The organism is Bacillus sp. LBG-1-113, from assembly GCF_020708615.1.
GTDB lineage: Bacteria > Bacillota > Bacilli > Bacillales > Bacillaceae > Bacillus > Bacillus mojavensis.
The window spans coordinates 166,853-189,370 of the sequence record NZ_JAJFDG010000006.1 but is presented as its reverse complement, the minus strand read 5'-3'; the positions used below and the strand labels follow the sequence as shown (position 1 = coordinate 189,370).

General features: G+C 43.5%; 21 protein-coding genes. 15 read left to right on the top strand and 6 right to left on the bottom strand.

All coding sequences use genetic code 11. The features are described 5' to 3' along the window. Positions 1-34 precede the first annotated feature (34 nt). The 7 genes from LJF29_RS15515 (at position 35) to LJF29_RS15485 (ending at position 6,660) form a co-directional block, all read left to right on the top strand. The gene (locus tag LJF29_RS15515; protein WP_010332049.1) at positions 35-880 is read left to right on the top strand and encodes a YitT family protein; all 846 of its coding nucleotides are present in this window, start codon (positions 35-37) and stop codon (positions 878-880) included. Between the two features lie 48 nt (positions 881-928). Continuing rightward, positions 929-1,267, top strand: a complete 339-nt coding sequence (cccB, locus tag LJF29_RS15510) for a cytochrome c551 (protein WP_229149455.1) — start codon at positions 929-931, stop codon at positions 1,265-1,267. Between the two features lie 231 nt (positions 1,268-1,498). Next, positions 1,499-2,185, top strand: a complete 687-nt coding sequence (gene ftsE / locus LJF29_RS15505; RefSeq protein WP_010332047.1) for a cell division ATP-binding protein FtsE — start codon at positions 1,499-1,501, stop codon at positions 2,183-2,185. Next, entirely contained in the window at positions 2,178-3,068 is an 891-nt protein-coding gene (gene ftsX / locus LJF29_RS15500; RefSeq protein ID WP_168748860.1) for a permease-like cell division protein FtsX, read from the top strand. The genes ftsE and ftsX overlap by 8 nt, the downstream gene beginning before the upstream one ends. Before the next feature lie 140 nt (positions 3,069-3,208). Continuing rightward, positions 3,209-4,651 carry a S41 family peptidase gene (locus tag LJF29_RS15495; protein WP_229149453.1) on the top strand — a complete coding sequence of 481 codons (1,443 nt, stop codon included), beginning with the start codon at positions 3,209-3,211 and terminating at the stop codon, positions 4,649-4,651. A gap of 380 nt (positions 4,652-5,031) precedes the next feature. Next, complete coding sequence (gene swrA / locus LJF29_RS15490) at positions 5,032-5,385, top strand: swarming motility protein SwrAA (RefSeq protein WP_015251121.1); 354 nt, start codon at positions 5,032-5,034, stop codon at positions 5,383-5,385. A 78-nt stretch (positions 5,386-5,463) separates the two neighbouring features. Further along, the gene (locus LJF29_RS15485) at positions 5,464-6,660 is read left to right on the top strand and encodes a PDZ domain-containing protein (protein ID WP_229149452.1); all 1,197 of its coding nucleotides are present in this window, start codon (positions 5,464-5,466) and stop codon (positions 6,658-6,660) included. A gap of 47 nt (positions 6,661-6,707) precedes the next feature. Here the strand turns inward: LJF29_RS15485 and LJF29_RS15480 are convergent, their stop codons facing one another. From LJF29_RS15480 to LJF29_RS15470, 3 genes are all read right to left on the bottom strand, one after another. Continuing rightward, positions 6,708-8,042: an MFS transporter gene (locus tag LJF29_RS15480; RefSeq protein ID WP_229149451.1), complete on the bottom strand. Its 1,335-nt coding sequence runs from the start codon at positions 8,040-8,042 to the stop codon at positions 6,708-6,710. A 29-nt stretch (positions 8,043-8,071) separates the two neighbouring features. Beyond that, positions 8,072-8,641: a TetR/AcrR family transcriptional regulator gene (locus LJF29_RS15475; protein WP_010332042.1), complete on the bottom strand. Its 570-nt coding sequence runs from the start codon at positions 8,639-8,641 to the stop codon at positions 8,072-8,074. A gap of 76 nt (positions 8,642-8,717) precedes the next feature. Then, positions 8,718-11,213: a PEP/pyruvate-binding domain-containing protein gene (locus LJF29_RS15470; protein WP_229149450.1), complete on the bottom strand. Its 2,496-nt coding sequence runs from the start codon at positions 11,211-11,213 to the stop codon at positions 8,718-8,720. A 581-nt stretch (positions 11,214-11,794) separates the two neighbouring features. On the opposite strand from LJF29_RS15470, the gene LJF29_RS15465 reads away from it, so the two are divergent. The 3 genes from LJF29_RS15465 (at position 11,795) to uvrA (ending at position 17,074) form a co-directional block, all read left to right on the top strand. Next, on the top strand, positions 11,795-12,025 hold the full coding sequence (locus tag LJF29_RS15465; RefSeq protein WP_010332040.1) for a DUF2198 family protein: 231 nt from the start codon (positions 11,795-11,797) through the stop codon (positions 12,023-12,025). 182 nt (positions 12,026-12,207) lie between these two features. Then, positions 12,208-14,193 (top strand): excinuclease ABC subunit UvrB, encoded by a 1,986-nt coding sequence (gene uvrB, locus LJF29_RS15460; RefSeq protein WP_010332039.1) that lies wholly within the window; start codon positions 12,208-12,210, stop codon positions 14,191-14,193. Between the two features lie 7 nt (positions 14,194-14,200). Then, positions 14,201-17,074, top strand: a complete 2,874-nt coding sequence (gene uvrA / locus LJF29_RS15455; protein WP_229149449.1) for an excinuclease ABC subunit UvrA — start codon at positions 14,201-14,203, stop codon at positions 17,072-17,074. A 43-nt stretch (positions 17,075-17,117) separates the two neighbouring features. On the opposite strand, the gene LJF29_RS15450 is transcribed toward uvrA, so the two are convergent. Next, positions 17,118-17,348, bottom strand: coding sequence for a hypothetical protein (locus tag LJF29_RS15450; RefSeq protein ID WP_010332037.1), 231 nt, complete (start codon positions 17,346-17,348; stop codon positions 17,118-17,120). Positions 17,349-17,565: 217 nt separating this feature from the next. Here LJF29_RS15450 and LJF29_RS15445 point away from each other — a divergent pair, with 217 nt between their 5' ends. The 4 genes from LJF29_RS15445 to LJF29_RS15430 are packed head-to-tail and all read left to right on the top strand — an operon-like array spanning position 17,566 to position 19,576. Next, the gene (locus LJF29_RS15445; RefSeq protein WP_095712926.1) at positions 17,566-17,892 is read left to right on the top strand and encodes a hypothetical protein; all 327 of its coding nucleotides are present in this window, start codon (positions 17,566-17,568) and stop codon (positions 17,890-17,892) included. A gap of 23 nt (positions 17,893-17,915) precedes the next feature. Then, complete coding sequence (locus tag LJF29_RS15440) at positions 17,916-19,013, top strand: DUF4097 family beta strand repeat-containing protein (protein ID WP_168748853.1); 1,098 nt, start codon at positions 17,916-17,918, stop codon at positions 19,011-19,013. 4 nt (positions 19,014-19,017) lie between these two features. Further along, positions 19,018-19,215 (top strand): PspC domain-containing protein, encoded by a 198-nt coding sequence (locus LJF29_RS15435; RefSeq protein WP_010332034.1) that lies wholly within the window; start codon positions 19,018-19,020, stop codon positions 19,213-19,215. 1 nt (position 19,216) lies between these two features. Next, positions 19,217-19,576 carry a phage holin family protein gene (locus LJF29_RS15430; RefSeq protein ID WP_010332033.1) on the top strand — a complete coding sequence of 120 codons (360 nt, stop codon included), beginning with the start codon at positions 19,217-19,219 and terminating at the stop codon, positions 19,574-19,576. Between the two features lie 26 nt (positions 19,577-19,602). Here LJF29_RS15430 and LJF29_RS15425 read toward each other — a convergent pair whose 3' ends face one another. Continuing rightward, the gene (locus LJF29_RS15425; protein WP_229149446.1) at positions 19,603-20,814 is read right to left on the bottom strand and encodes an MFS transporter; all 1,212 of its coding nucleotides are present in this window, start codon (positions 20,812-20,814) and stop codon (positions 19,603-19,605) included. 19 nt (positions 20,815-20,833) lie between these two features. After that, the gene (locus LJF29_RS15420; protein ID WP_229149444.1) at positions 20,834-21,343 is read right to left on the bottom strand and encodes a MarR family transcriptional regulator; all 510 of its coding nucleotides are present in this window, start codon (positions 21,341-21,343) and stop codon (positions 20,834-20,836) included. A 417-nt stretch (positions 21,344-21,760) separates the two neighbouring features. Between LJF29_RS15420 and pchC the strand changes: the two genes are divergently transcribed. Beyond that, complete coding sequence (gene pchC / locus LJF29_RS15415) at positions 21,761-22,507, top strand: cyclo(L-leucyl-L-leucyl) synthase (RefSeq protein ID WP_229149442.1); 747 nt, start codon at positions 21,761-21,763, stop codon at positions 22,505-22,507. Positions 22,508-22,518 lie beyond the last annotated feature (11 nt).

The window sequence follows — 22,518 nt, the reverse complement described above, 5'->3', positions numbered from 1 at the left end:
AGAGCATAGGAAGAAACGGAGGAAGGTTGTAATGATGGATGTACGGAATAAAAGTCTTCGGATTATACGGGATTATGTATACATACTGATAGGGGCAGCAATTACAGCAGTGTCCTTTAATGTATTTCTGCTTCCAAACAAAATAGCCGCAGGCGGTGTCAGCGGGATTAGTACCATTTTACAGTCATATGGTTTTGAAGCGGCCTATGTGCAGTGGATCATTAATATTCCCTTATTTATTGCCGGTATCATTTTGCTTGGCGGTAAATTTGGGCTCAAGACACTTGCGGGTTCTGTCTTCTTGCCGCTTGTCGTGTTTTTGACGAGAGATATTCAGCCGGCTACACATCATGAGCTTCTGGCGGCGATTTTTGGCGGCGTCGGCATCGGGATTGGAATCGGCATTGTGTACTTAGGCAAAGGATCGACGGGAGGAACGGCATTAGCCGCTCAAATCATTCATAAATACACGGGTCTCTCATTAGGGACGTGTCTCGCGATCATTGACGGTTTGATTGTTGTTACGGCGATGATCGTATTTAATATAGAGCAGGGACTGTATGCCATGCTTGGGGTGTATGTATCAAGTAAAACCATTGATGTCGTCCAAGTCGGCTTCAACCGCTCTAAAATGGCGCTTATCATTACAAAACAGGAACAGGCCGTAAAGGAAGCTGTTTTTAAAAAAATTGACAGAGGTGTTACAAAAATTTCTGCAGTCGGCGGATATACTGACGACGAACGACCAATTTTAATGTGCGTGGTTGGCCAAACTGAATTCACGAAATTGAAACAAATCGTCAAACAGATTGATGAGACTGCTTTTGTGATTGTAGCAGATGCAAGCGAGGTGCTGGGCGAGGGTTTCAAACGCGCTTAAACGAGGTTATAATATGGAAGAGATCGTAAAGGAGTTGTGCTTCTCAACATGAAATCAAAACTATCGATGCTAATGCTTGTATTTGCAATTTCAGCCCTGCTGGCTGCCTGCGGTTCTAACGATGCAAAAGAAGAGAAGACAGACAACAGCAGCAAAACAGAAGCCTCTGCTTCTGAAGGGGAAGAATTATATCAACAGAGCTGTGTAGGCTGCCACGGCAAGGATTTAGAAGGTGTGTCAGGACCTAATCTCCAGGAGGTTGGGGGCAAATACGACGAAGAAAAAATTGAAAGCATTATTAAAAACGGACGGGGCAATATGCCGAAGGGGCTTGTAGATGATAAGGAAGCCGCTTCTATTGCAAAATGGCTCTCAGAGAAAAAGTAATATCAGAAAATCTTTGCCGCGACTTGGGCAAGGATTTTTTTATGCCGAATTAAGATGAATGAAAAGAAACTGTAATAGTATTATGTCTAAATTTGACGTATAATGAAGTGTGTTGAAAATCAAACTTTCAGATTTTTCATCTTTTTACAAATGAATGGGTCATAAACTGTCGAATGCTTTCGAAGAGTATGACCGTGCGACATAAAATGATATAAAAGATTAGGTGATTTCATGATAGAAATGAAAGAAGTATACAAAGCCTATCCGAACGGTGTAAAGGCGCTAAACGGGATTTCAGTTACTATTCATCCCGGAGAGTTTGTTTATGTTGTCGGACCGAGCGGAGCGGGTAAATCTACTTTTATTAAAATGATATACAGAGAAGAAAAGCCGACAAAAGGGCAAATTTTACTCAATCATAAAGATCTCGCTTCGGTTAAAGAAAAAGAGATTCCTTTCGTGCGGCGTAAAATAGGTGTTGTCTTCCAGGACTTCAAGCTTCTCCCGAAACTGACTGTGTTTGAGAATGTGGCTTTTGCCCTTGAAGTGATTGGAGAACAGCCGTCTGTCATAAAAAAACGGGTGCTTGAAGTGCTTGATTTGGTGCAGCTGAAGCATAAAGCGAGACAATTCCCTGACCAGCTTTCAGGCGGGGAGCAGCAGCGTGTCTCTATAGCCAGATCAATTGTGAACAGCCCTGATGTTGTCATTGCTGATGAACCTACGGGAAACCTTGATCCTGATACGTCTTGGGAAGTCATGAAGACGCTGGAGGAGATTAATAACCGCGGAACAACAGTCGTAATGGCGACACATAATAAAGAAATCGTAAACACCATTAAGAAACGTGTCATTGCAATCGAAGATGGTATCATTGTGCGTGATGAGTCAAGAGGGGAGTATGGTTCTTATGATTAAAATTCTCGGGCGCCATTTGCGTGAGAGTTTTAAATCTCTCGGGAGAAACACATGGATGACGTTCGCATCCATTAGTGCAGTAACCGTTACGCTGATTTTAGTCGGCGTGTTTTTAGTAATTATGCTGAATTTAAATAACATGGCTACGAATGCTGAAAAAGAAGTCGAAATCAAGGTATTGGTTGATCTGACTGCAGATAAGAAGGCACAGGACAAGCTGCAGGATGAGATAAAAGGCCTGAACGGCATTCAAAGTGTTACTTTTTCATCTAAAGAAAAAGAGCTTGACCAGTTAGTTGACAGTTTTGGGGACAGCGGTAAATCCCTGACGATGCAGGATCAGGAAAACCCGCTGAATGACGCGTTTGTCGTGAAAACGACCGATCCGCATGATACGCCAAGTGTCGCGAAAAAGATTGAAAAAATGGATCATGTTTATAAAGTTACTTACGGAAAAGAAGAGGTCAGCCGTTTGTTTAAAGTAGTCGGCGTTTCCCGCAACATCGGAATCGCGTTAATTATCGGCCTATTGTTTACGGCGATGTTCTTAATTTCCAACACCATCAAAATTACGATTTTTGCAAGAAGAAAAGAAATTGAAATCATGAAGCTTGTTGGTGCGACGAACTGGTTTATCCGCTGGCCGTTTTTCCTTGAAGGATTGCTGCTGGGTGTATTCGGTTCAGTCATTCCGATCGCGCTTGTATTGAGCACGTATCAATATGTTATCGGATGGGTCGTTCCGAAGGTTCAAGGCTCATTTGTCTCTCTTCTTCCATATAATCCGTTTGTATTCCAAGTCTCGCTTGTATTGATTGCAATCGGCGCAGTGATTGGAGTATGGGGAAGCCTGACTTCCATCCGCAAGTTTTTGCGAGTATAAACACAAAAAAGCCATCCCGGTTGCGGGACGGCTTTTTCTTTTGCCTTCTTTTTCTTCTATGATTACATGAAATCTCCATCCTTTACATATACTATCTCTAGGTTTTGCAAAGACAGTCTGGCATACAGGAGGAGTAAAGGATGAATCAAAAAATAATCGCTGTGATAGCGGCTGGGAGCATGCTGTTCGGAGGCGCCGGCGTTTATGCGGGAATGAACCTGCTTGAAGCCGAAAAGCCCGAAGCCGCAGCTGTTGCAGCAACGGCTCAAGCTGACTCTGATCGGGCTGCAGCTATGGATAAAATTGAAAAAGCATATGATTTGATTTCGAATGAATATGTCGAAAAGGTTGATAGAGAAAAGCTGCTTGAAGGAGCCATTCAAGGGATGCTATCTACATTAAACGATCCTTATTCCGTCTATATGGACAAGCAGACAGCAAAGCAATTTTCTGATTCTCTTGATTCCTCTTTCGAAGGCATCGGGGCTGAGGTTGGAGTGGAAGAAGGCAAAATCATTATTGTGTCGCCATTTAAACAATCTCCTGCGGAAAAAGCCGGGCTGAAGCCGAATGATGAAATCATCAGTATTGATGGAGAATCGATGGCGGGCAAGGATTTAAATGACGCTGTCTTAAAAATAAGAGGAAAGAAAGGTTCCAGCGTGTCAATAAAGATTCAGCGGCCCGGGACGAAGAAGCAATTGTCATTCCGCATTAAGAGAGCTGAAATTCCCCTTGAAACAGTGTTTGCTTCAGAGAAAAAAGTGCAGGGGCATTCTGTCGGGTATATCGCCATTTCTACTTTTTCTGAGCATACTGCGGAGGATTTTGCAAAAGCGTTGGGCAAGCTCGAGAAAAAAGGAATTGAAGGCCTCGTGCTGGATGTTCGAGGAAACCCGGGCGGATATCTTCAAAGTGTTGAAGAGATTCTTAAGCATTTCATTACAAAGGATCAGCCTTACATTCAGATTGCTGAGCGCAATGGAGATAGAAAACGTTATTTTTCAACATTGACCCATAAAAAAACATACCCTGTCAATGTCATCACAGATAAGGGGAGCGCCTCTGCATCTGAAATTCTTGCAGGCGCATTAAAAGAAGCAGGGCATTATGATGTTGTAGGTGACACGTCTTTCGGAAAGGGAACTGTTCAACAAGCTGTACCGATGGGAGACGGCAGCAATATTAAGTTGACGCTTTACAAGTGGCTGACGCCGAATGGGAACTGGATTCATAAAAAGGGCGTTAAGCCGACCATTGCGATTAAGCAGCCTGATTATTTCTCCGCAGGTCCATTGCAGCTCAAGGAGCCTCTTAAAGCAGATATGAACAATGAAGATGTGAAACATGCACAGGTTTTACTGAAAGGACTCGGTTTTGATCCAAGTCGGGAAGACGGCTATTTCAGCAAAGAAATGAAAAAAGCGGTTTTGGCCTTTCAGGATCAAAACAAGCTCGCTAAAACAGGTGTGATTGACAAGCGCACGGCGAAGAAAATAAATCATTTAATTGAAATGAAAAAATCAGATGAAGAAAATGATTTGCAGCTTCAAACAGCGCTTAAATCATTATTTGTTAATTAAAGGAGATGGTGTTCCATCTCCTGTTTCTTTATGCTTAATGAATAAATAATCTAAAAGTCACATAAAAATTGAGTTTTTGACAAGATATTAAAAAATTTTTCACAAATAAACATTTATAAAGGACTGGGATTACCCGATATCAATATATGAGAGAGACTTTCTAACGAGAAAATATGCATTTAAAATGAAACTTTTGCAAGTTGCCTAGTCTTTGTTTACTTCATACAATATAAGAAGGTTCTAAAAAGAACAGTAATCAGGTTTATGGCAGCTGAACTACAGGTATTTATAGAACGTTAGCGAGAATGCTTGTTAGCACTCCAGTACTGCTGCTTATACTGGCCCGTGCTTATCTGTACAAAGAAAATGGGGGTTCACAATTGAAGAGGGCAAGTATTGTGCGTGAAAAAAAATATTATGAATTAGTGGAACAATTAAAAGACAGAACACAAGACGTAACATTTTCAGCTACAAAAGCACTAAGTCTTCTTATGCTGTTTAGCAGGTATCTAGTGAATTACACAAATGTTGAATCGGTCAATGACATTAATGAAGAATGTGCCAAGCATTATTTTAATTACTTAATGAAAAATCATAAACGATTAGGAATTAATCTGACAGATATAAAGAGGTCGATGCACCTGATCAGCGGGTTATTGGACGTGGATGTAAACCATTATTTAAAGGATTTTTCACTATCGAATGTCACGCTGTGGATGACGCAAGAGAGATAAACCCTCCTGAGGATATCCAAGCCATGTAATATTTGATAGAATATGAGTAACATGTTTGGCTTGAGGCGGTGAAAGATAGTGTCTGTTCAATGGGGATTTGAACTGTTAAAAAGTGCGGGCCTGTTCTTTTTGCACCCGCTATTCTGGTTTTTTGTCATTGTAAGTCTGGCTTTCGGATATGTGAGGATCAAACGTGAACGAAAAACCTTTCATACCAGAATAGCAGATATTTATGATGAACTGAAATTTACATATACAAAAGGGTTAATCCCTGGTATCCTTTTGTCTATTGTTTTAGGGGTACTCGGAATTTCAATTCCTCTCGGTATACTTGCAATTATTGCTGTTATGACTGCAGCGGCAGCGCTCACTCTTCGCGCAAACTGGATGTCTGCTGCATATATCGTCAGTGTGAGTATGCTGATAGGTTTTGGACTGCAAGTGAATCAGGCTGAACCTTTTTTGGATCGGTTTCCGCAAGGCTTTGCAGTCGTGTGGCCAGCTCTGGCGGTGTTTTTGGGCTTACTGGTTATCGCTGAAGGAGCGGTTGCATATCGTTCCGCCCATGTGAAAACATCACCGGGATTGGTCGTCAGCAGCCGAGGTTTGCCGATCGGTCAGCAGCTTGCAAACCGTATATGGCTCTTGCCGCTGTTTATTCTTGTACCTGGCAATGGATTAGAATCACACCTTAGCTGGTGGCCTGTGTTTTCCGTTCCCGGAGGGTCATTCCATTTTCTATGGATACCTTACTTTGTCGGATTCGGCCAAAGGGTGCAGGGTTCCCTTCCTGAAACCAGTATAAGAATTACAGCGAAGCGAGTCTGTATTCTCGGGCTTATCGTCTCCGCTCTCGGTGCTGCGAGTTTGCTGTGGACGCCGCTTGCGGGTGCAGCTGTCTGTGCGGCTGTATTAGGACGTATTTTTCTGTCCGTGAAGCAAAGGATAAACGACAATGCAGCCCCGTTTTATTTCTCCAAGCGTGATCAAGGCTTAATGGTGCTTGGTATTATACCAAATACACCAGCTGAAGACTTGGAATTAAAGATCGGAGAAATTATTACGAAAGTCAACGGTGTGCCCGTGAAGCACGTATCTGATTTTTATGAAGCGCTCCAGCGCAACCGTGCGTATGTGAAGCTTGAAATTATCGGACTGAACGGGGAGATTCGCTTTGATCAGCGTGCGTCTTACGAGGGAGAACATCATGAATTGGGCATTCTGTTCGTAAAGGATGACCGTGAAGGTGAGGCAGCCGCTTTGCCTGGATCATAAAAAACAGCCCGGCATCACATTTTTGTGTGGCGCCGGGCTGTTTTGTTTTACGCTGAATTTTGCTCCATGCGTGCCGTTTCGTCAGATTTGATGCCTAACGAGACAAAAACACCAATGACGGATACCGCGAAAAGAATAATAAATAATGTGTGATACCCAGAAATCAGGCCAATTAAGGCTGACGAAATAATGCTTCCGAAGTAACGGAAGGTCGAGAAAATGCCGGAAGCCACTCCGGACATCGCGGGCTCCACTGTGGCAAGGGATGATACCTGCATGCTGGTCAGTCCGACTCCGGATGCAAGCCCTCCAAGAATAAGTGAGATCATCAGGAAGGAAACGGAATGGGAGCTGCTCAAGAGCAAAAATAACAAATTGGCTCCGGCCATCATCGCAAATGAGAGAAATATGATTTTTTTCGCACCCCATTTCTGATGGAGCTGAGCGCCTGCCCAATTGCTCGCCGACATAAATATCGAAAAGACGGAAAGCGCCATGCCGCTGTTAGACGTATTTAGCCCAAACTGGTTTGTCATGAATAAGGGCATAATCAATAAGACGGCATACATCATTAGGTTGCTTAACAAGACGGATAGATTGGCATTTGTAAAGGTTGAGCTTTTAAACAGCGCAAAATCAATGATTGGGTGATGTGTGCGTTTTTCCCGTCTGAAAAAAAGCGGGACAAAAAGCAGTATCAATATGCTGTATAATGCATAGCCCCATGAAGACTCATTTTTCGTCAGCAGGATAATCGAAACGATGCTGCCTGCCAGCAAGAGAGAACCGATGATATCCAGCGGCGCCTCTGATTTGTTTTCTTTATATTGAGGAAACATGGTCAATGCTGTAAATAAAGCAATAGCGAGAAACGGGATGTTGACCCAAAAAATCGAATGCCAGCTGAAGCTGTCAATCAAAAGAGAGCCGATAAACGGCCCGAGAGCGGCGCCGAGCCCTGCGCCGAGTCCGAAATAGCCAAACACTTTCGGAAGGCGTTTCTCTGATACAACGTGCCGGATAATGGCAATGCTGTTTGGCGTGAGCAGTGCCCCGCCAACAGCCTGCAAAGCCCGAAATACAATTAATAAAAACAGGCTCGGCGATAGAGCGCAGCCTAATGAGGCAATCAGAAATAGGCCGACGCCCCATAAATACATGGTTTTGTTGCCATACATGTCACCGAGTTTTCCAGCTATCGGCTGTGTGACGGCCATGACGATTAAATAAACGGTAACCACCCAAGTGATGCTTGCGATGGATTCGTTATACGTATGTGATATAGATGAAAGCGCAACTGCGATCATCGTTGAGTTAATGGGAACCAGGATGGCCCCCAATAAAAGTGAGACGATCAGCGCCCATTCTTTTTTTGAGCTCATTGGGATCCTCCTTTTGTTTTGCCAAGGAGCTAACGGGCAGTAATTCCTTTGACGAATATAGCTGTACTATGCTCCAGCATTTTTTCCTGGGGCGTTCTAATTACTCTGTCGCCTAAATGAAGACGGTGTACAAAGTAACCGAAAATCATCGAAATAAATACATCGGCATGTTCAGCTTCATCTCCTGTCTGGATAGCCCCTTTCTCACCCATGCTTGTGAGATAATCAACCAAAAGCTGTTTCATAGATTGGGGATATTCAGTCACATGGTTGATGACATCCTGAAACATGGCGGGTTCACGAAAGCTGATTTTAATTAAATCTTTTCTCTGTTCAAGCTCCTCCAGCAGACAGGTTCCGATATGCAGCAGGTCTTTGTATAAATCACCTTCTGTTTGCTCAAAGATGCGATTTCTATTTGCTGAATGCTGAGAAAGCAGAGCCTCGACAAGCCCCTGTTTGTTTTTAAAATTCCTGAAAATCGTCGCTTCACTTACGTTTGCTTTTTCTGCAATTTCTTTTGTCGTCGTTGCATGATATCCTTTTTTGACGAGCAGCTGCATGGCAGCATCAAGGATTCTGCGATTTGTCGGTCTCAATACGTTTCACCTCACGAATATACTGGCAGGACAAGTATACACCTGCCCCGCTCGTATAATAAAGAGGGAGGGTGCATCAGGATCGGCTGACAACTGTGATTTTGCCGCTGTTTCCGTCTACAGTGACGATGTCTCCATCTCGAAGCCTTTCTGTCGCTGCACGTGTGCCGAGAACAGCGGGAACGCCGTATTCACGTGCGATAATCGCTGCGTGAGACAAAATTCCTCCTGTGTCTGTAATAATGGCTTTGGCATCTTGAAACAGGCTGGTCCATAGCGGTGTCGTCATTTTGCAAACCAGGATGTCTCCAGGCGTGAATTGAGAAAACTCACTGGCATCCCGAATCACTTTCACCGGCCCTGTTGCAATACCGCTTGATGCTGCAACTCCGAAAATATCATTCTCTGTGTTTTTTTCATCTTCTATGACTGCACCGACAATTTCTTCAGCCGCTTTCAGCTGCGCTTCTGTCGGTGTACCGAGATAAGCAGGCGCCTGTGCCAGCTCATACTCGTGAAGCATTTGTCTCCGTTTTTCAGCCTTCTCTTGAAGGGATACGGGATGAAGAAGCGCATTTTCCACCTCGTCATCATATAAGAACCAAAGGTCTTCTCGATCTTGAATCACACTGCTTTCTGCCAGCAATTCTCCTACCTTCAGCAAAAAGACTCTCGCCTTGGCATCCAGCATAGCGTCAATGTAAAAATGATGATCATCCTTAATATTGGACGAATTCAGCGTCCATTGATAATAACGTTCAAATTTTTTCTGCAAAGCGGGATCCTCAATGCTTTGGAAGAATTCATTGTACAACTTCTCACGTTTTTTAATGGTTTTCTTAAATTCGTTGTCAAAATGATAGCCATTGCGGACGTAGTTTTGAATATGAGTCAATGCGTAAAATGGATTCTCTGCCCATGTTTGTTCGATCAGGTCGTGGCTTTTTACAGATCTCCACCCGTATTCCTGTAAAAATTCATTGACTTTTTGCAGGAATTGTCTTCCCTCATCAGTTTGTTCCAATTTCTCCTGCAAATGTTCTGGCTGGGCATGCTCAAAAAGGGCTGTCAAATTCGGGTTTTCTCGAACTTCAACGGAGAATTGCCATAGACGGCGGTCTGTTTCCAGAGATTTGTTCATGACTCCTGTCAGCATCTCATAGAAATGTGAGTTTTCAGTTTCACCCTGAATGTTTTGATACATAGCTTGCAGTTTGTTCGTCAGAAGAATTTGCGGGAAAACGATATTGAAGTGTTCCTCATAAGCTGTGAGATAAAAGGCCTTCAGTTTTTTAAAGGCATCCAGCGCACTTTCCGGAGTGTGTTCCGTTTGTGCGAGTTGGTCCAATGTCCGGTAAAACGGAAGGTACGTGTTATGAATGATATCGTTCATGCGCTCGGACAATACCGGAAAAAGCTCTTCGGCACTGTCCTCAGCAGGCAATTGTTGTTCGCCTTGATTTTTTGAATAAATATGTCCGCGATACACTTTTACTTCATCGACGATGACTCCGATTGGGAACTGCCGCATACTTTTCTTTAAGCCGTATTCAAGTGCGGGCACAATAAAAGATGAAAATAACGGACTGACCGGTCCTTCGATGTTGGACTCCATATTGAGCCAAAAATCATCCATATCCTTGTCGGTGATCATGAAGTTCCGTTCTTCCTCAGCCGCTTTTTTATCCTGTTCAATGGTGGTAATTGGCCGCGCCTGCAGAAGGTATAGTTTATGATCGGCGATTCCGAATTCTAAATCGACAGGATATCCGTAAAGGGCTTCGGTTTTTTTGGTGAGTTCAGTCAGCTCAATCACCTGTTCATCTGTGAGGCAAAAACGGCTGCGCATGTCTTCGCTCGTTTCCTTTTCGGCAATGCCTTCTGCAGCGGACTCCATGTAGATCTCTTTTAAACCCATTTCTTTTTGAATCTCAAATGAACCTTTATGAACGATATACGTGTCAGGGGTGACGCTTCCTGATACAACAGCTTCCCCCAGGCCGTAGCTGGCGCTGATTAATAACTCTCTATCATCATGGGTAACGGGATTTTGGCTGAAAATCACACCCGATATGTCTGAATTGATCAGCCCCTGCACCACAACACCCATTAACGGCTCTGCGATTTGATTGTTCATTTTTTTCTTATAGCGGCTGACTCTGCCTGAGAAAAAGGAGGCCCAGCATTCTTTCACCTTATTCAGAAATTCTTCTTCTGTTTTTATATTTAAATAGGTTTCGTATTGGCCGGCGAATGAAGCGCCCTCTAAATCTTCTGAGGCTGATGAAGAGCGGACGGCCACGGAATGATATGATTCTCTCAGCTCGTAAAAGGAGCTTGTCAGCTCGTTCTTTAGCTCATCTGAAAATCTTCCGACAATAATGGCATTTTCGATATTTTCGCTTGAATCATGAAGCTGATTATCCTCCATAAATCGGGCGAGAGCATTCGTTTGAATAATAAACCCATCCGGAACAGGAAGTCCGTGTTTGGTCAGTTTAATGAGATTCATGCCTTTTGCTCCAGCCAGCTGACTGGATTCTTCCGCTTGGCGAAATAACACAGAGTACATGTTTAAAACCCCTCTTTCCTTTTCATTATTTTTCTCTCTATTTTTCTTTTTGGGAGCCAATGTTCAAAATGATAGTGAACACTATCAATCAATTGTAGGTTTAAAGGAAAATGCTGTCAAACGCAAAAAGCCCTAAATAAAATGAATATTTAAGTTGGTTAGATGATCATAAAACCTAATATCGAAACGGGTCTGTATGCCTATTTTTTCATATTCAAAAATCGTTTCATTGAGCTTTCAGATCACTGTTGGTCAAGCTTCCTTCATTAAATGAGACTTAATACCTGCCCTCCTGTTGATTTGACAATCAGTACGGCTTCAGCTCTCATTCAGCAGCACTAAAATCAATTTCTCTATATATTTGATACCATCCATTTTGCCTGAAGATAATTTGTTAATTTTTGAACCGAATACGTAAAATCATCTTTGCTTGTTTAAGAGAAGAGTTTTGCGGCAGAAACCATGATTGAATTGAGCTGAAAAAGGGTATGGTGTAGAAAGAGGGAACCATTGCACGATTGTCCGATTCTTCATTTTTTACTATAATCAAATCAGATGAAGAATCCCTGAGGAGGGTTTTTGTGATTACAAAAGCCGTTTTTGCATTATTTTTCCCTTTTATGCTTGTCGTTCTTTTTACGAGAGTGACCTTTAACCATTATGTGGCGATCGCTCTTACAGCTGCATTGCTGTTTGCCTCTTATTTGAAAGGCTATACAGAAACGTATCTTATTGTGGGATTAGATGTTGTCTCTCTTGTGGCCGGCGGACTTTATATGGCCAAAAAAGCTGCTGAGAAAAAAGAAGAATAAACCGGACATAATGAATAAGAAGATGAATTCCTGCTTTTACGTTTTAAAAGCAGGTTTTTTATACATGAAATTAGCTGGAAATAAATAACCATCGAACTTTAGTTCGTATTTTTGGTGATTTTGCTTTCCATTGTGTTACTATATCTATAGGAAGATTTCGTTAAAGAAACGGAGGCTTATTTGTGAAAGATCGCTTTGAGTTAGTCTCAAAATACCAGCCCCAGGGAGATCAGCCGAAAGCCATTGAAAAGCTTGTCAAAGGCATTCAGGAGGGCAAGAAGCATCAGACTCTGCTGGGTGCAACAGGAACGGGCAAAACATTTACGGTGTCCAACTTGATTAAAGAGGTCAATAAGCCGACACTCGTCATTGCCCATAACAAAACCCTTGCCGGACAGCTTTACAGCGAATTTAAGGAATTTTTTCCGAACAACGCTGTCGAGTATTTTGTCAGCTACTATGATTATTATCAGCCGGAGGCTTATGTGCCTCAAACGGATACATTTATAGAGAAAGATGCAAGCATTAATGATGAAATTGATAAACTTAGACACTCCGCTACATCGTCTCTGTTTGAACGCAGAGATGTGATTATCATTGCGAGTGTGTCTTGTATTTACGGTCTCGGTTCGCCTGAAGAATACCGTGAAATGGTTGTGTCATTGCGTCCTGAAATGGAAATTGAGCGCAACGAGCTGCTTAGAAAGCTTGTTGACATTCAATATGCCCGCAACGACATTGATTTTCAGCGCGGTACATTTCGTGTGCGCGGAGATGTAGTGGAAATTTTCCCTGCATCCCGTGATGAACACTGTGTAAGAGTCGAGTTTTTCGGAGATGAAATTGAACGAATTAGGGAAGTGGACGCCCTGACCGGAGAAATTTTAGGCGACCGTGAACATATCGCGATTTTCCCGGCATCCCACTTCGTGACGCGGGCCGAAAAAATGGAAAAAGCGATTCAAAATATCGAGAAGGAGCTTGAGGAGCAGCTGAAAGTCATGCATGAAAACGGCAAGCTTCTGGAAGCGCAGCGCTTAGAGCAGCGGACGAGATATGATCTTGAAATGATGCGGGAGATGGGATTCTGTTCCGGCATTGAGAACTATTCAAGACATTTGACGCTTCGCCCGCCGGGTTCAACGCCGTATACGCTTCTCGATTATTTTCCTGACGATTTTATGATTGTGGTGGATGAGTCGCACGTGACGATTCCTCAGGTGCGCGGCATGTTTAACGGAGACCAGGCGAGAAAGCAGGTGCTGGTGGATCACGGATTCCGTCTTCCGTCAGCGCTCGATAACCGCCCGCTCCGGTTTGAAGAATTTGAAAAGCATATGCACAATATCGTCTATGTGTCAGCCACACCAGGGCCATATGAAATTGAACATACAGATGAAATGATAGAGCAGATCATCCGACCGACAGGGCTTCTTGACCCGCTTATTGACGTGCGGCCGATTGAAGGCCAGATTGATGATTTAATCGGTGAAATTCACGCGAGAGTTGAACGGAATGAACGGGTGCTTGTGACGACTTTGACGAAGAAGATGTCAGAGGACCTAACCGATTATTTAAAAGAAATCGGCATCAAGGTTAATTATCTGCATTCAGAAATTAAGACGCTTGAACGGATTGAAATTATCCGTGATTTGCGTCTCGGCAAGCATGATGTGCTCATTGGCATCAACCTCCTGAGAGAGGGGCTTGATATTCCGGAAGTATCCTTGGTTGCGATTTTGGATGCGGATAAGGAAGGCTTCCTGCGTTCGGAGCGTTCGCTTATTCAGACGATCGGACGTGCGGCGAGAAACGCGGAAGGCCGTGTCATCATGTACGCCGATAAAATGACGAAGTCTATGGAAATTGCGATTAATGAAACGAAACGCCGGCGCGAGCAGCAGGAGCGGTTTAACGAAGAGCACGGCATTACGCCGCAAACGATTAATAAAGAAATTCGTGACGTGATTCGTGCGACAGTGGCTGCTGAGGACAAAGCGGAGTATAAAACAAAAGCTGCGCCGAAGCTGTCGAAAATGACGAAGAAAGAGCGTCAGAAAGTCGTCGAACAAATGGAGCATGAAATGAAGGAAGCCGCCAAAGCGCTTGATTTTGAAAGAGCCGCGGAGCTTCGCGATTTACTTTTAGAGTTAAAAGCGGAAGGATGATGAAAGAATGGCTATGGACCGGATTGAGGTGAAGGGAGCAAGGGCGCACAACCTGAAAAATATTGATGTGACTATCCCGAGAGATCAGCTTGTCGTCGTCACGGGACTGTCTGGGTCAGGGAAATCCTCCCTTGCCTTTGACACCATATATGCAGAAGGGCAGAGACGATATGTTGAGTCGTTATCCGCCTATGCCCGCCAGTTTCTAGGGCAAATGGATAAGCCTGATGTGGATGCGATTGAAGGGCTTTCTCCTGCCATCAGCATTGATCAAAAAACAACGAGTCGAAACCCGAGATCTACTGTCGGTACGGTAACAGAAATTTATGATTATCTGCGTCTTTTATATGCGAGAGTAGGGAAGCCCCATTGCCCGGAGCACGGGATCGAAATCACGTCACAGACCATTGAGCAGATGGTGGACAGGATTTTGGAATATCCGGAGCGGACGAAGCTTCAGGTGCTGGCGCCGATTGTGTCCGGCAGAAAAGGCGCTCATGTAAAAGTGCTTGAGCAGATCAGAAAACAAGGCTATGTCAGAGTCAGAATTGACGGCGAGATGGCCGAGCTTTCTGATGAGATCGAGTTAGAAAAGAATAAGAAGCATTCAATCGAGGTTGTCATTGACCGGATTGTAGTAAAAGATGGCGTAGCAGCCCGTCTGTCGGATTCATTGGAGACAGCGCTTCGATTAGGTGAAGGGCGTGTCATGATTGATGTGATCGGTGAGGAGGAGCTGATGTTCAGTGAGCATCATGCCTGTCCGCATTGCGGATTTTCAATCGGTGAACTTGAGCCGCGGCTTTTTTCATTCAACAGCCCGTTCGGAGCGTGTCCAACGTGTGACGGTCTCGGCATGAAGCTCGAAGTTGATGCAGATCTTGTCATTCCCAATCAAGATCTGTCATTGAAGGAGAATGCAATTGCCCCTTGGACGCCGATCAGCTCACAATATTATCCGCAGCTTCTTGAAGCGGTCTGCACCCATTACGGCATTGATATGGATGTGCCGGTAAAGGACCTTCCAAAGCATCAGCTGGATAAAGTGCTTTATGGAAGCGGAGATGACCTGATTTATTTCCGTTACGAAAATGATTTCGGGCAATTACGAGAAGGTGAAATCCAATTTGAAGGCGTATTGCGCAACATTGAAAGACGCTACAAGGAGACAGGCTCGGATTTCATCCGTGAGCAGATGGAGCAATATATGTCCCAAAAGGCTTGTCCGACTTGTAAAGGTTATCGGTTAAAGAAAGAGGCGCTTGCCGTACTGGTCGACGGACATCACATTGGAAAAATTACCGAGCTGTCTGTCGGAAATGCCCTTGATTTCTTCAAAGGCCTTACGCTATCTGAGAAGGATATGAAGATTGCCGATCTGATTTTCCGGGAAATTGTGGAGCGGTTAAGCTTTCTGGATAAAGTCGGCCTTGATTATCTGACACTGAGCCGGGCAGCGGGAACATTGTCCGGGGGAGAGGCGCAGCGCATCAGGCTGGCAACTCAAATCGGTTCGCGGTTATCCGGTGTGCTTTATATTTTAGATGAGCCGTCAATTGGTCTGCACCAGCGTGATAACGACCGTTTAATCAGCGCGCTGAAAAATATGAGAGACCTGGGGAACACGCTGATCGTCGTAGAACATGATGAGGATACGATGATGGCAGCCGATTATTTAATTGATATCGGCCCGGGTGCCGGTATCCACGGAGGACAAGTTATTTCTGCGGGTACTCCGGAAGAGGTCATGGCAGATCAAAATTCGTTAACAGGCAGCTATTTATCAGGGAAAAAGTTTATCCCGCTGCCTCCCGAGAGAAGAAAACCGGACGGCCGCTATATTGAGATTAAAGGCGCTTCAGAAAACAATTTGAAAAAGGCAAATGCCAAGTTTCCGCTAGGAACGTTTACAGCGGTTACAGGTGTATCAGGATCAGGGAAAAGCACCCTCGTCAATGAAATTCTTCACAAGGCACTGGCGCAAAAGCTTCATAAAGCAAAAGCGAAGCCCGGCAGCCATAAAGAAATCAAAGGCCTCGAACATTTAGACAAAGTCATTGATATCGATCAGGCGCCGATTGGAAGAACGCCGAGGTCAAATCCTGCGACATATACCGGTGTTTTTGATGATATTCGCGATGTATTCGCACAGACTAATGAAGCGAAAGTCCGCGGCTATAAGAAAGGCCGTTTCAGTTTTAATGTGAAGGGCGGACGATGTGAAGCCTGCCGTGGAGACGGGATTATAAAAATTGAAATGCACTTCCTTCCTGACGTATACGTGCCATGTGAAGTGTGCCACGGCAAACGCTATAACCGGGAAACACTTGAAGTGACATACAAAGGAAAAAGCATTTCTGATGTGCTTGATATGACGGTCGAAGATGCTCTTTCTTTCTTTGAAAATATCCCGAAAATTAAGCGCAAGCTCCAAACCCTGTACGATGTTGGTCTTGGTTATATTACGCTCGGCCAGCCGGCTACTACCTTGTCAGGCGGTGAAGCGCAGCGGGTGAAACTTGCATCTGAACTGCATAAACGCTCTACCGGCCGCACGCTGTACATTTTAGATGAACCGACAACAGGTTTGCATGTCGACGATATCGCCAGACTTCTTGTCGTACTTCAGCGTTTGGTTGATAATGGGGATACAGTGCTTGTCATTGAGCATAATCTTGATATCATCAAGACGTCTGATTATATTGTTGATCTGGGGCCTGAAGGCGGAGCCGGAGGCGGCACCATTGTCGCGTCAGGAACGCCGGAGGAAATCACTGAAGTGGAAGAATCGTATACAGGGCGTTATTTGAAGCCTGTTATGGAGCGCGACAAAAAACGTATGAAATCACTCTTGGAAGCGAAAGAAACAGCAACATCTTAAAACCCTCTTTTCAGAGGGTTTTCGCTGTTCTTTGCAGTATTTATTAAAACGTCTTCTTATGCAGCCTCCGGCTCACATTCATTAAATCTTGAACAATATGAGTGCTGCTGCTGTCCAGAAGAACTTTAATATATTGAATATCATGAGAGATGGGAAAAGGTCCGTGAATCTGTTCAAGCTCGGCTAACATTTCACGATTCATCCTTTTTTGTTCATGAATCAGTTTTAAAACGGATTCTTGTGTTACTGTATAGTCACTGGGATCTTTCTCCATTGCTTGTCCAGCCTCCTTAATTGCCGTAAGCTTTTTACATATTGTAATGGGTACAGCTGAAAGATTCTACTTCTAAAACTTTTCAAAATCCAATTTCCGTAAATGGAAGCATGTCTTTAGGATGATTTTGAAACCTTTGGAGGTTCTATACGTATATCTATCTAAGTAAAACGTCCTGATTCATAGTCACGGATGTTAACGATAGGAGTTGGATAAATTGAACCGTAATCAAGCCATAATTGCATCACTTTGTTATTTCAGTGTATTTATTGCGCCGGTCATTGTGCCGATTGTCGCTTACTTTGTTGTTGATGAGAAAGAGACGAAACGTCACGCGGTACGTTCTCTTATTTCCCACATTGTTCCCTTTGTCGGCTGGCTGATCTTATTTATCGCTTTTCTTGGCGGGGCCATTGCCATTGATGGGGAAAGCGTTTTGCCTGTCTTTGTGATGATTGGCGGAGTCATCGTCTATTTCTTAGTTGTACTCGGTATTATCATTTGGAACGTCATTCAGGGCATTAAGGTGCTGCGTGCAGCATAAGTAGATCATAGGGAGGAGATCGAATGAAGCAGGAAAAGGAAAGAATCCTCAAGCTTGTGGAGGAAGGGAAGCTGACGGCACAGGAAGCATTAACGCTGATTGAAAAGCTCGACAGCGACTATAAGGAAAAAGAAGAAAAAATCACGGCTCTGTCAGTTAACGTTCATGAAGAGGATGAGCCATTTACAGCGGCCAAAAAAGAGGGCAGCAAGCCGTCTTTAGGGGCGAAGCTGTTCGATTGGATTGATTCTGCTGTGAAAAAGGTCAAAGAAGTTGATCTTGATTTGAACTTCGGTCACTCGTTTGACGTACAGCATATTTTTCAATTTAAGGATAATGATTTTTCCAGTGTAGAGCTTCAGATCGCAAACGGCAGCGTAAATATTGTTCCGTGGGAAGACGAGGATATCAGAGCGGAATGCCAGGCAAAGGTATATCGCGTTGACACCCAGGAAGCAGCGAGAGACGCTTTTCTTCAGCATATTGAATGTGAAATTAAAGGAAATAAGTTTTTTATCCGTACTGAAAAGAAAACAATGAAAACCAATGTCACATTGTATATTCCTCAGAAGGAGTATGATAAGATTCGGGTGAAGCTGTTTAACGGACCGATCAGAGGGGAACATTTACATGTAAAAGAGTTCTCGGCGAAAACGACAAATGGCGTGCTGTCGTTCTCGAATTTGACGGCTGAAAAAGCTTCAGCAGAAACGGCAAACGGCCAAATTAAGCTAGCCAATCACAATTGCGGCACAATAGAAGCGGAAACCATTAACGGGCTGATTGATCTGCGCGGAAAAAGTGAATCCATTGATGTTCAAAGCTTTAACGGAAATATCGCGATTACTGTCACAGAATCAGACTGCCGCTCAATTTACACAAAAACGACGACTGGAAATGTGGAGCTGGCGATTCCGGATGATCTTGCGGTGAAGGCTGAGCTGAAAAGCAATCTTGGCTCGCTGTCCCACGAATTAATAGATGTTGACATGCTGAAAGAAAAAAATGATACCATTCAAAAAGAAATGATGTTCACTTCTAATCAAGCACATGATCAAAACATCGCCGTTTTCTCCGAATCATTAACTGGCGCCATCAAATTAAAGTATACACAGAGGTGATCGAATGAATAGATTATATCGTTCAGAAAATAACAGGAAAATGGCAGGCGTCATCGGCGGCCTGGCGGAGTATTTCAACTGGGATGCGTCACTCCTCAGAGTGATAACCGTCATTTTGGCCGTTATGACAAGCGTTATTCCTGTTCTGCTCATATATATCATTTGGATTTTTATTGTTCCATCAGAAAGGGATATGAAGTAACATGGTCAAATGGGCAGTCAGCATTTTAGTAAATGCATTATTATTAATCGTCATTGACGGTTACATTGATTCCATCCATATCAGCAGCATCGGGGCAGCGATTATTGCCAGCCTCATTTTATCAATTTTAAACGTGCTGATTAAACCGCTCTTGATTATCTTTACACTGCCTGTCACAGTTGTGACGCTGGGTCTCTTTTTGTTTGTGATTAACGCCATCACCTTGATGATGACAGCGTCTATTATGGGTGACAGTTTTCAAATTGACGGCTTCGGATCAGCCATCCTGGCATCTGTTGTGCTGTCGGTGTTCCATTTGCTGATTCAAAAAGGCATTTTAGAACCGCTTCGTAAAAAATAAAAGCTGCCATCCAAATGGCAGCTTTTTTACATAGGATGTTTTTCTTGTTTGATGTCATGTTTCGGCCGATGCATGTACGGCAGAAGGCAAAAGCTTAATACAGCAAACGCGATACCCAAAAGGCCAAATGACATGGCAGACGGCATCCATGTTAACAGATAAGCTGATATCATCGGGCCGGCCGCCATGCCTGTATATCTGATAAAGTTAAAGATTCCGATTGCACTTCCCCTGTTTTCTTCAAACTCACTGGTGATCATCGTGGAATACAGGGGAGGAATAACCCCCATTGAGACACCGAATAGCGCCAATGTGAGAGCCATGAGAATGATCGAGACGGAATGGGTAAAAGCAAATAAAATGATGGTGCCCGCTGCCATTGCATTGCTGTAGACAAACAGTGTGCTGAGAGGAACCTTTGCCTGTATGTTTTTAAACAGAAAAGTACCAGCGATTGTGCTTAACGCCAGAGGCAAATATAACAGTCCCGCTATCCGCACATCCATATGATAATGTTCCGTCAGCAATATGGGGAGATAGACAATAACCGCGAAATAAATGAAAAAGAGAAAAAAGCTTAAGGTCAGAATGACATTTCCAGCTCTGTTTGTGAAAATGGATTTATAATGCGCAAGCAAACTGCCTGAATTTGCATCTCGCTTTGATTCACTATGATCCTTAGGGAAGAAAATGCTGTTTGTTGCTAATAAAAGAACAGAGATCACCGTCAGCATCCAAAAGATCCCTTCGTGTCCAAAAGCACCGCCGACCAATCCCCCGAGGACCGGAGCAATAGCCGGTGCGGCCGAAAGAAGCATTTGATACGTACCCATGGCATTTCCGCGATCACTGCCTGTAAATAGCTGGCCGATTGTGGTGGCTGCAATGAGAGGGAGTGCTGCGGAACCGGCTGCCTGTACGATTCTAAAAATAAGAAACAAGGTAAAATCAGTGGTGACGGCACATCCGATACTGGCTGCCGCTGTTGCCAGTATTCCGGCAAGCAAGACATAACGCGCGCCTTTAAAATCGATGATGGCGCCCAAAATAATTTGCATAATGGCTGTCACAATCATAAAAACTGAAACTGACAGGTTCACGAGGGTTACAGAGACATGGAATGATTCTTTAATAATCGGAATGATTGGTGAATAAATATTTTGGCTTAAAGAAGCAAAAAATGCGCTGAAACAAACAATATACATGATCAGCATTGCTTTTGATTTCGTTTGAGCCATAAAGAACACACCGCCTTTTTTACTTTACAGGTTTCTCAGAAGTATCATCTGTTTGCTCAGCTTCAAGTCTAGAGGTAAGCTGTTCTAAAAATTTCAATACAGCATTCTGTTCATCTTGTGAGAATGAATCAAGGAATTGGTAAAATGCCAGCTCCTTTTTTTTGTGCAGTTTTTCATGCAAATCAAAAATCTGTCTGCCTTTACGGGTTAATTTAAAATAGACTTCTTTTTTGTTATCAGTCAGCTGATAGCTATTGATAAATCCTTCTTTGATCAGTTTTGTGCTGATTTTCGTTACGTTCGCTTTTGATAAGTCCATTTTTTTAACAATTCCCGTATTATTAATCGGTTCATGTTGGCCAATACAGTCAATGACATGGATGCTAGTCATGTTTTTGGGAACATCAATCACATCTTCTTCTGCGGCCTCCTTAAAGAACTGCTGAAGTGAAGTATTCGCTTTTTGTTCATTAAGATGCAGGAGCCGAACGTATATGTCGTATATCAGCTGTTTTGTCAAAACGGACATAGGCTACCTTCTTTCTATGAATTAATGGTTAACCAGGAAACAATAAAAATCGTTTACCGGTGAACAATTTAATTTTATCTGTTCTTGTTTTTGTTGTCAATTGCTGGTGCTTAAGGAAGCTGAAAAGTGACCAGTGATAATAGTGTGTGAAAGCTGTGACATTTACATTTATTTTCAATTTTTTAGGGCCGTTGATATTGACACATGGTAGAATAAGGGATAAAATGACTATTGTTTACTAGTAAACATTAATTATGACAATCATCTATTAAATGAAATCAAAAGAAGTTTGATGCTGAAAAGGTCCTTGAAAAGCTTTAAGTGCTGCCTGCCATTCATCTTGTTTAGTTGCGTCAATAATTCATCTTATAGTAAAGGGTGATGACTTAAAGCCAGATAAGTCGAGAGGTGAATGAGATGACAGAGATGGTTACGGATAGAATGTCTTTGGGCTTTACTGCTGAGTCTTTGACACAAAATTGCAGAGAAATATTTGAACGGCGCCGGCATGTTCTGATCGGGATCAGCCCGTTTAACAGCAGGTTTTCAGAAGATTACATTTACAGACTGATCGAATGGGCGGCTGCTGAGTTTGATAACGTTTCTGTTTTGCTTGCGGGACATGAGGCGGCTAATTTGCTTGAAGCGCTAGGCACCCCCAGAGGCAAGGCTGAGCGAAAAGTCAGAAAAGAGGTATCGAGGAACAGAAGATTTGCAGAACGGGCACTTTTGGCTCACGGCGGGCACCCAAGTGCGATTCATACATTTTCTGATTTTACGGAAAACACAGCGTATCAGCTGATGAGACATGAAGTTGAAAACGCGTTTTTCGAACAGCCTCATTTTCGTCATGCGTGTTTGGAAATGTCTCGGGAAGCGATTATCGGACGCGCGCGCGGCATCAGTTTAATGATGGAAGAAATCAGTGAGGACATGCTGAATATGGCTGTGGAATATGTCATTGCTGAGCTTCCGTTTTTTATTGGGGCTCCGGATATTCTTGAAGTAGAAGAGACGCTCCTTGCTTATCATCGTCCGTGGAAGCTGGGCGAAAAGATCAGTAATCATGAATTCTCTATTCGTATGCGTTCGAATCAAGGCTATCTTGTTGTGCAGGAATTGATGCCGATGTTTTCTGAAACATCGATAACATCTGAAGGATGATGGGGGGAGTT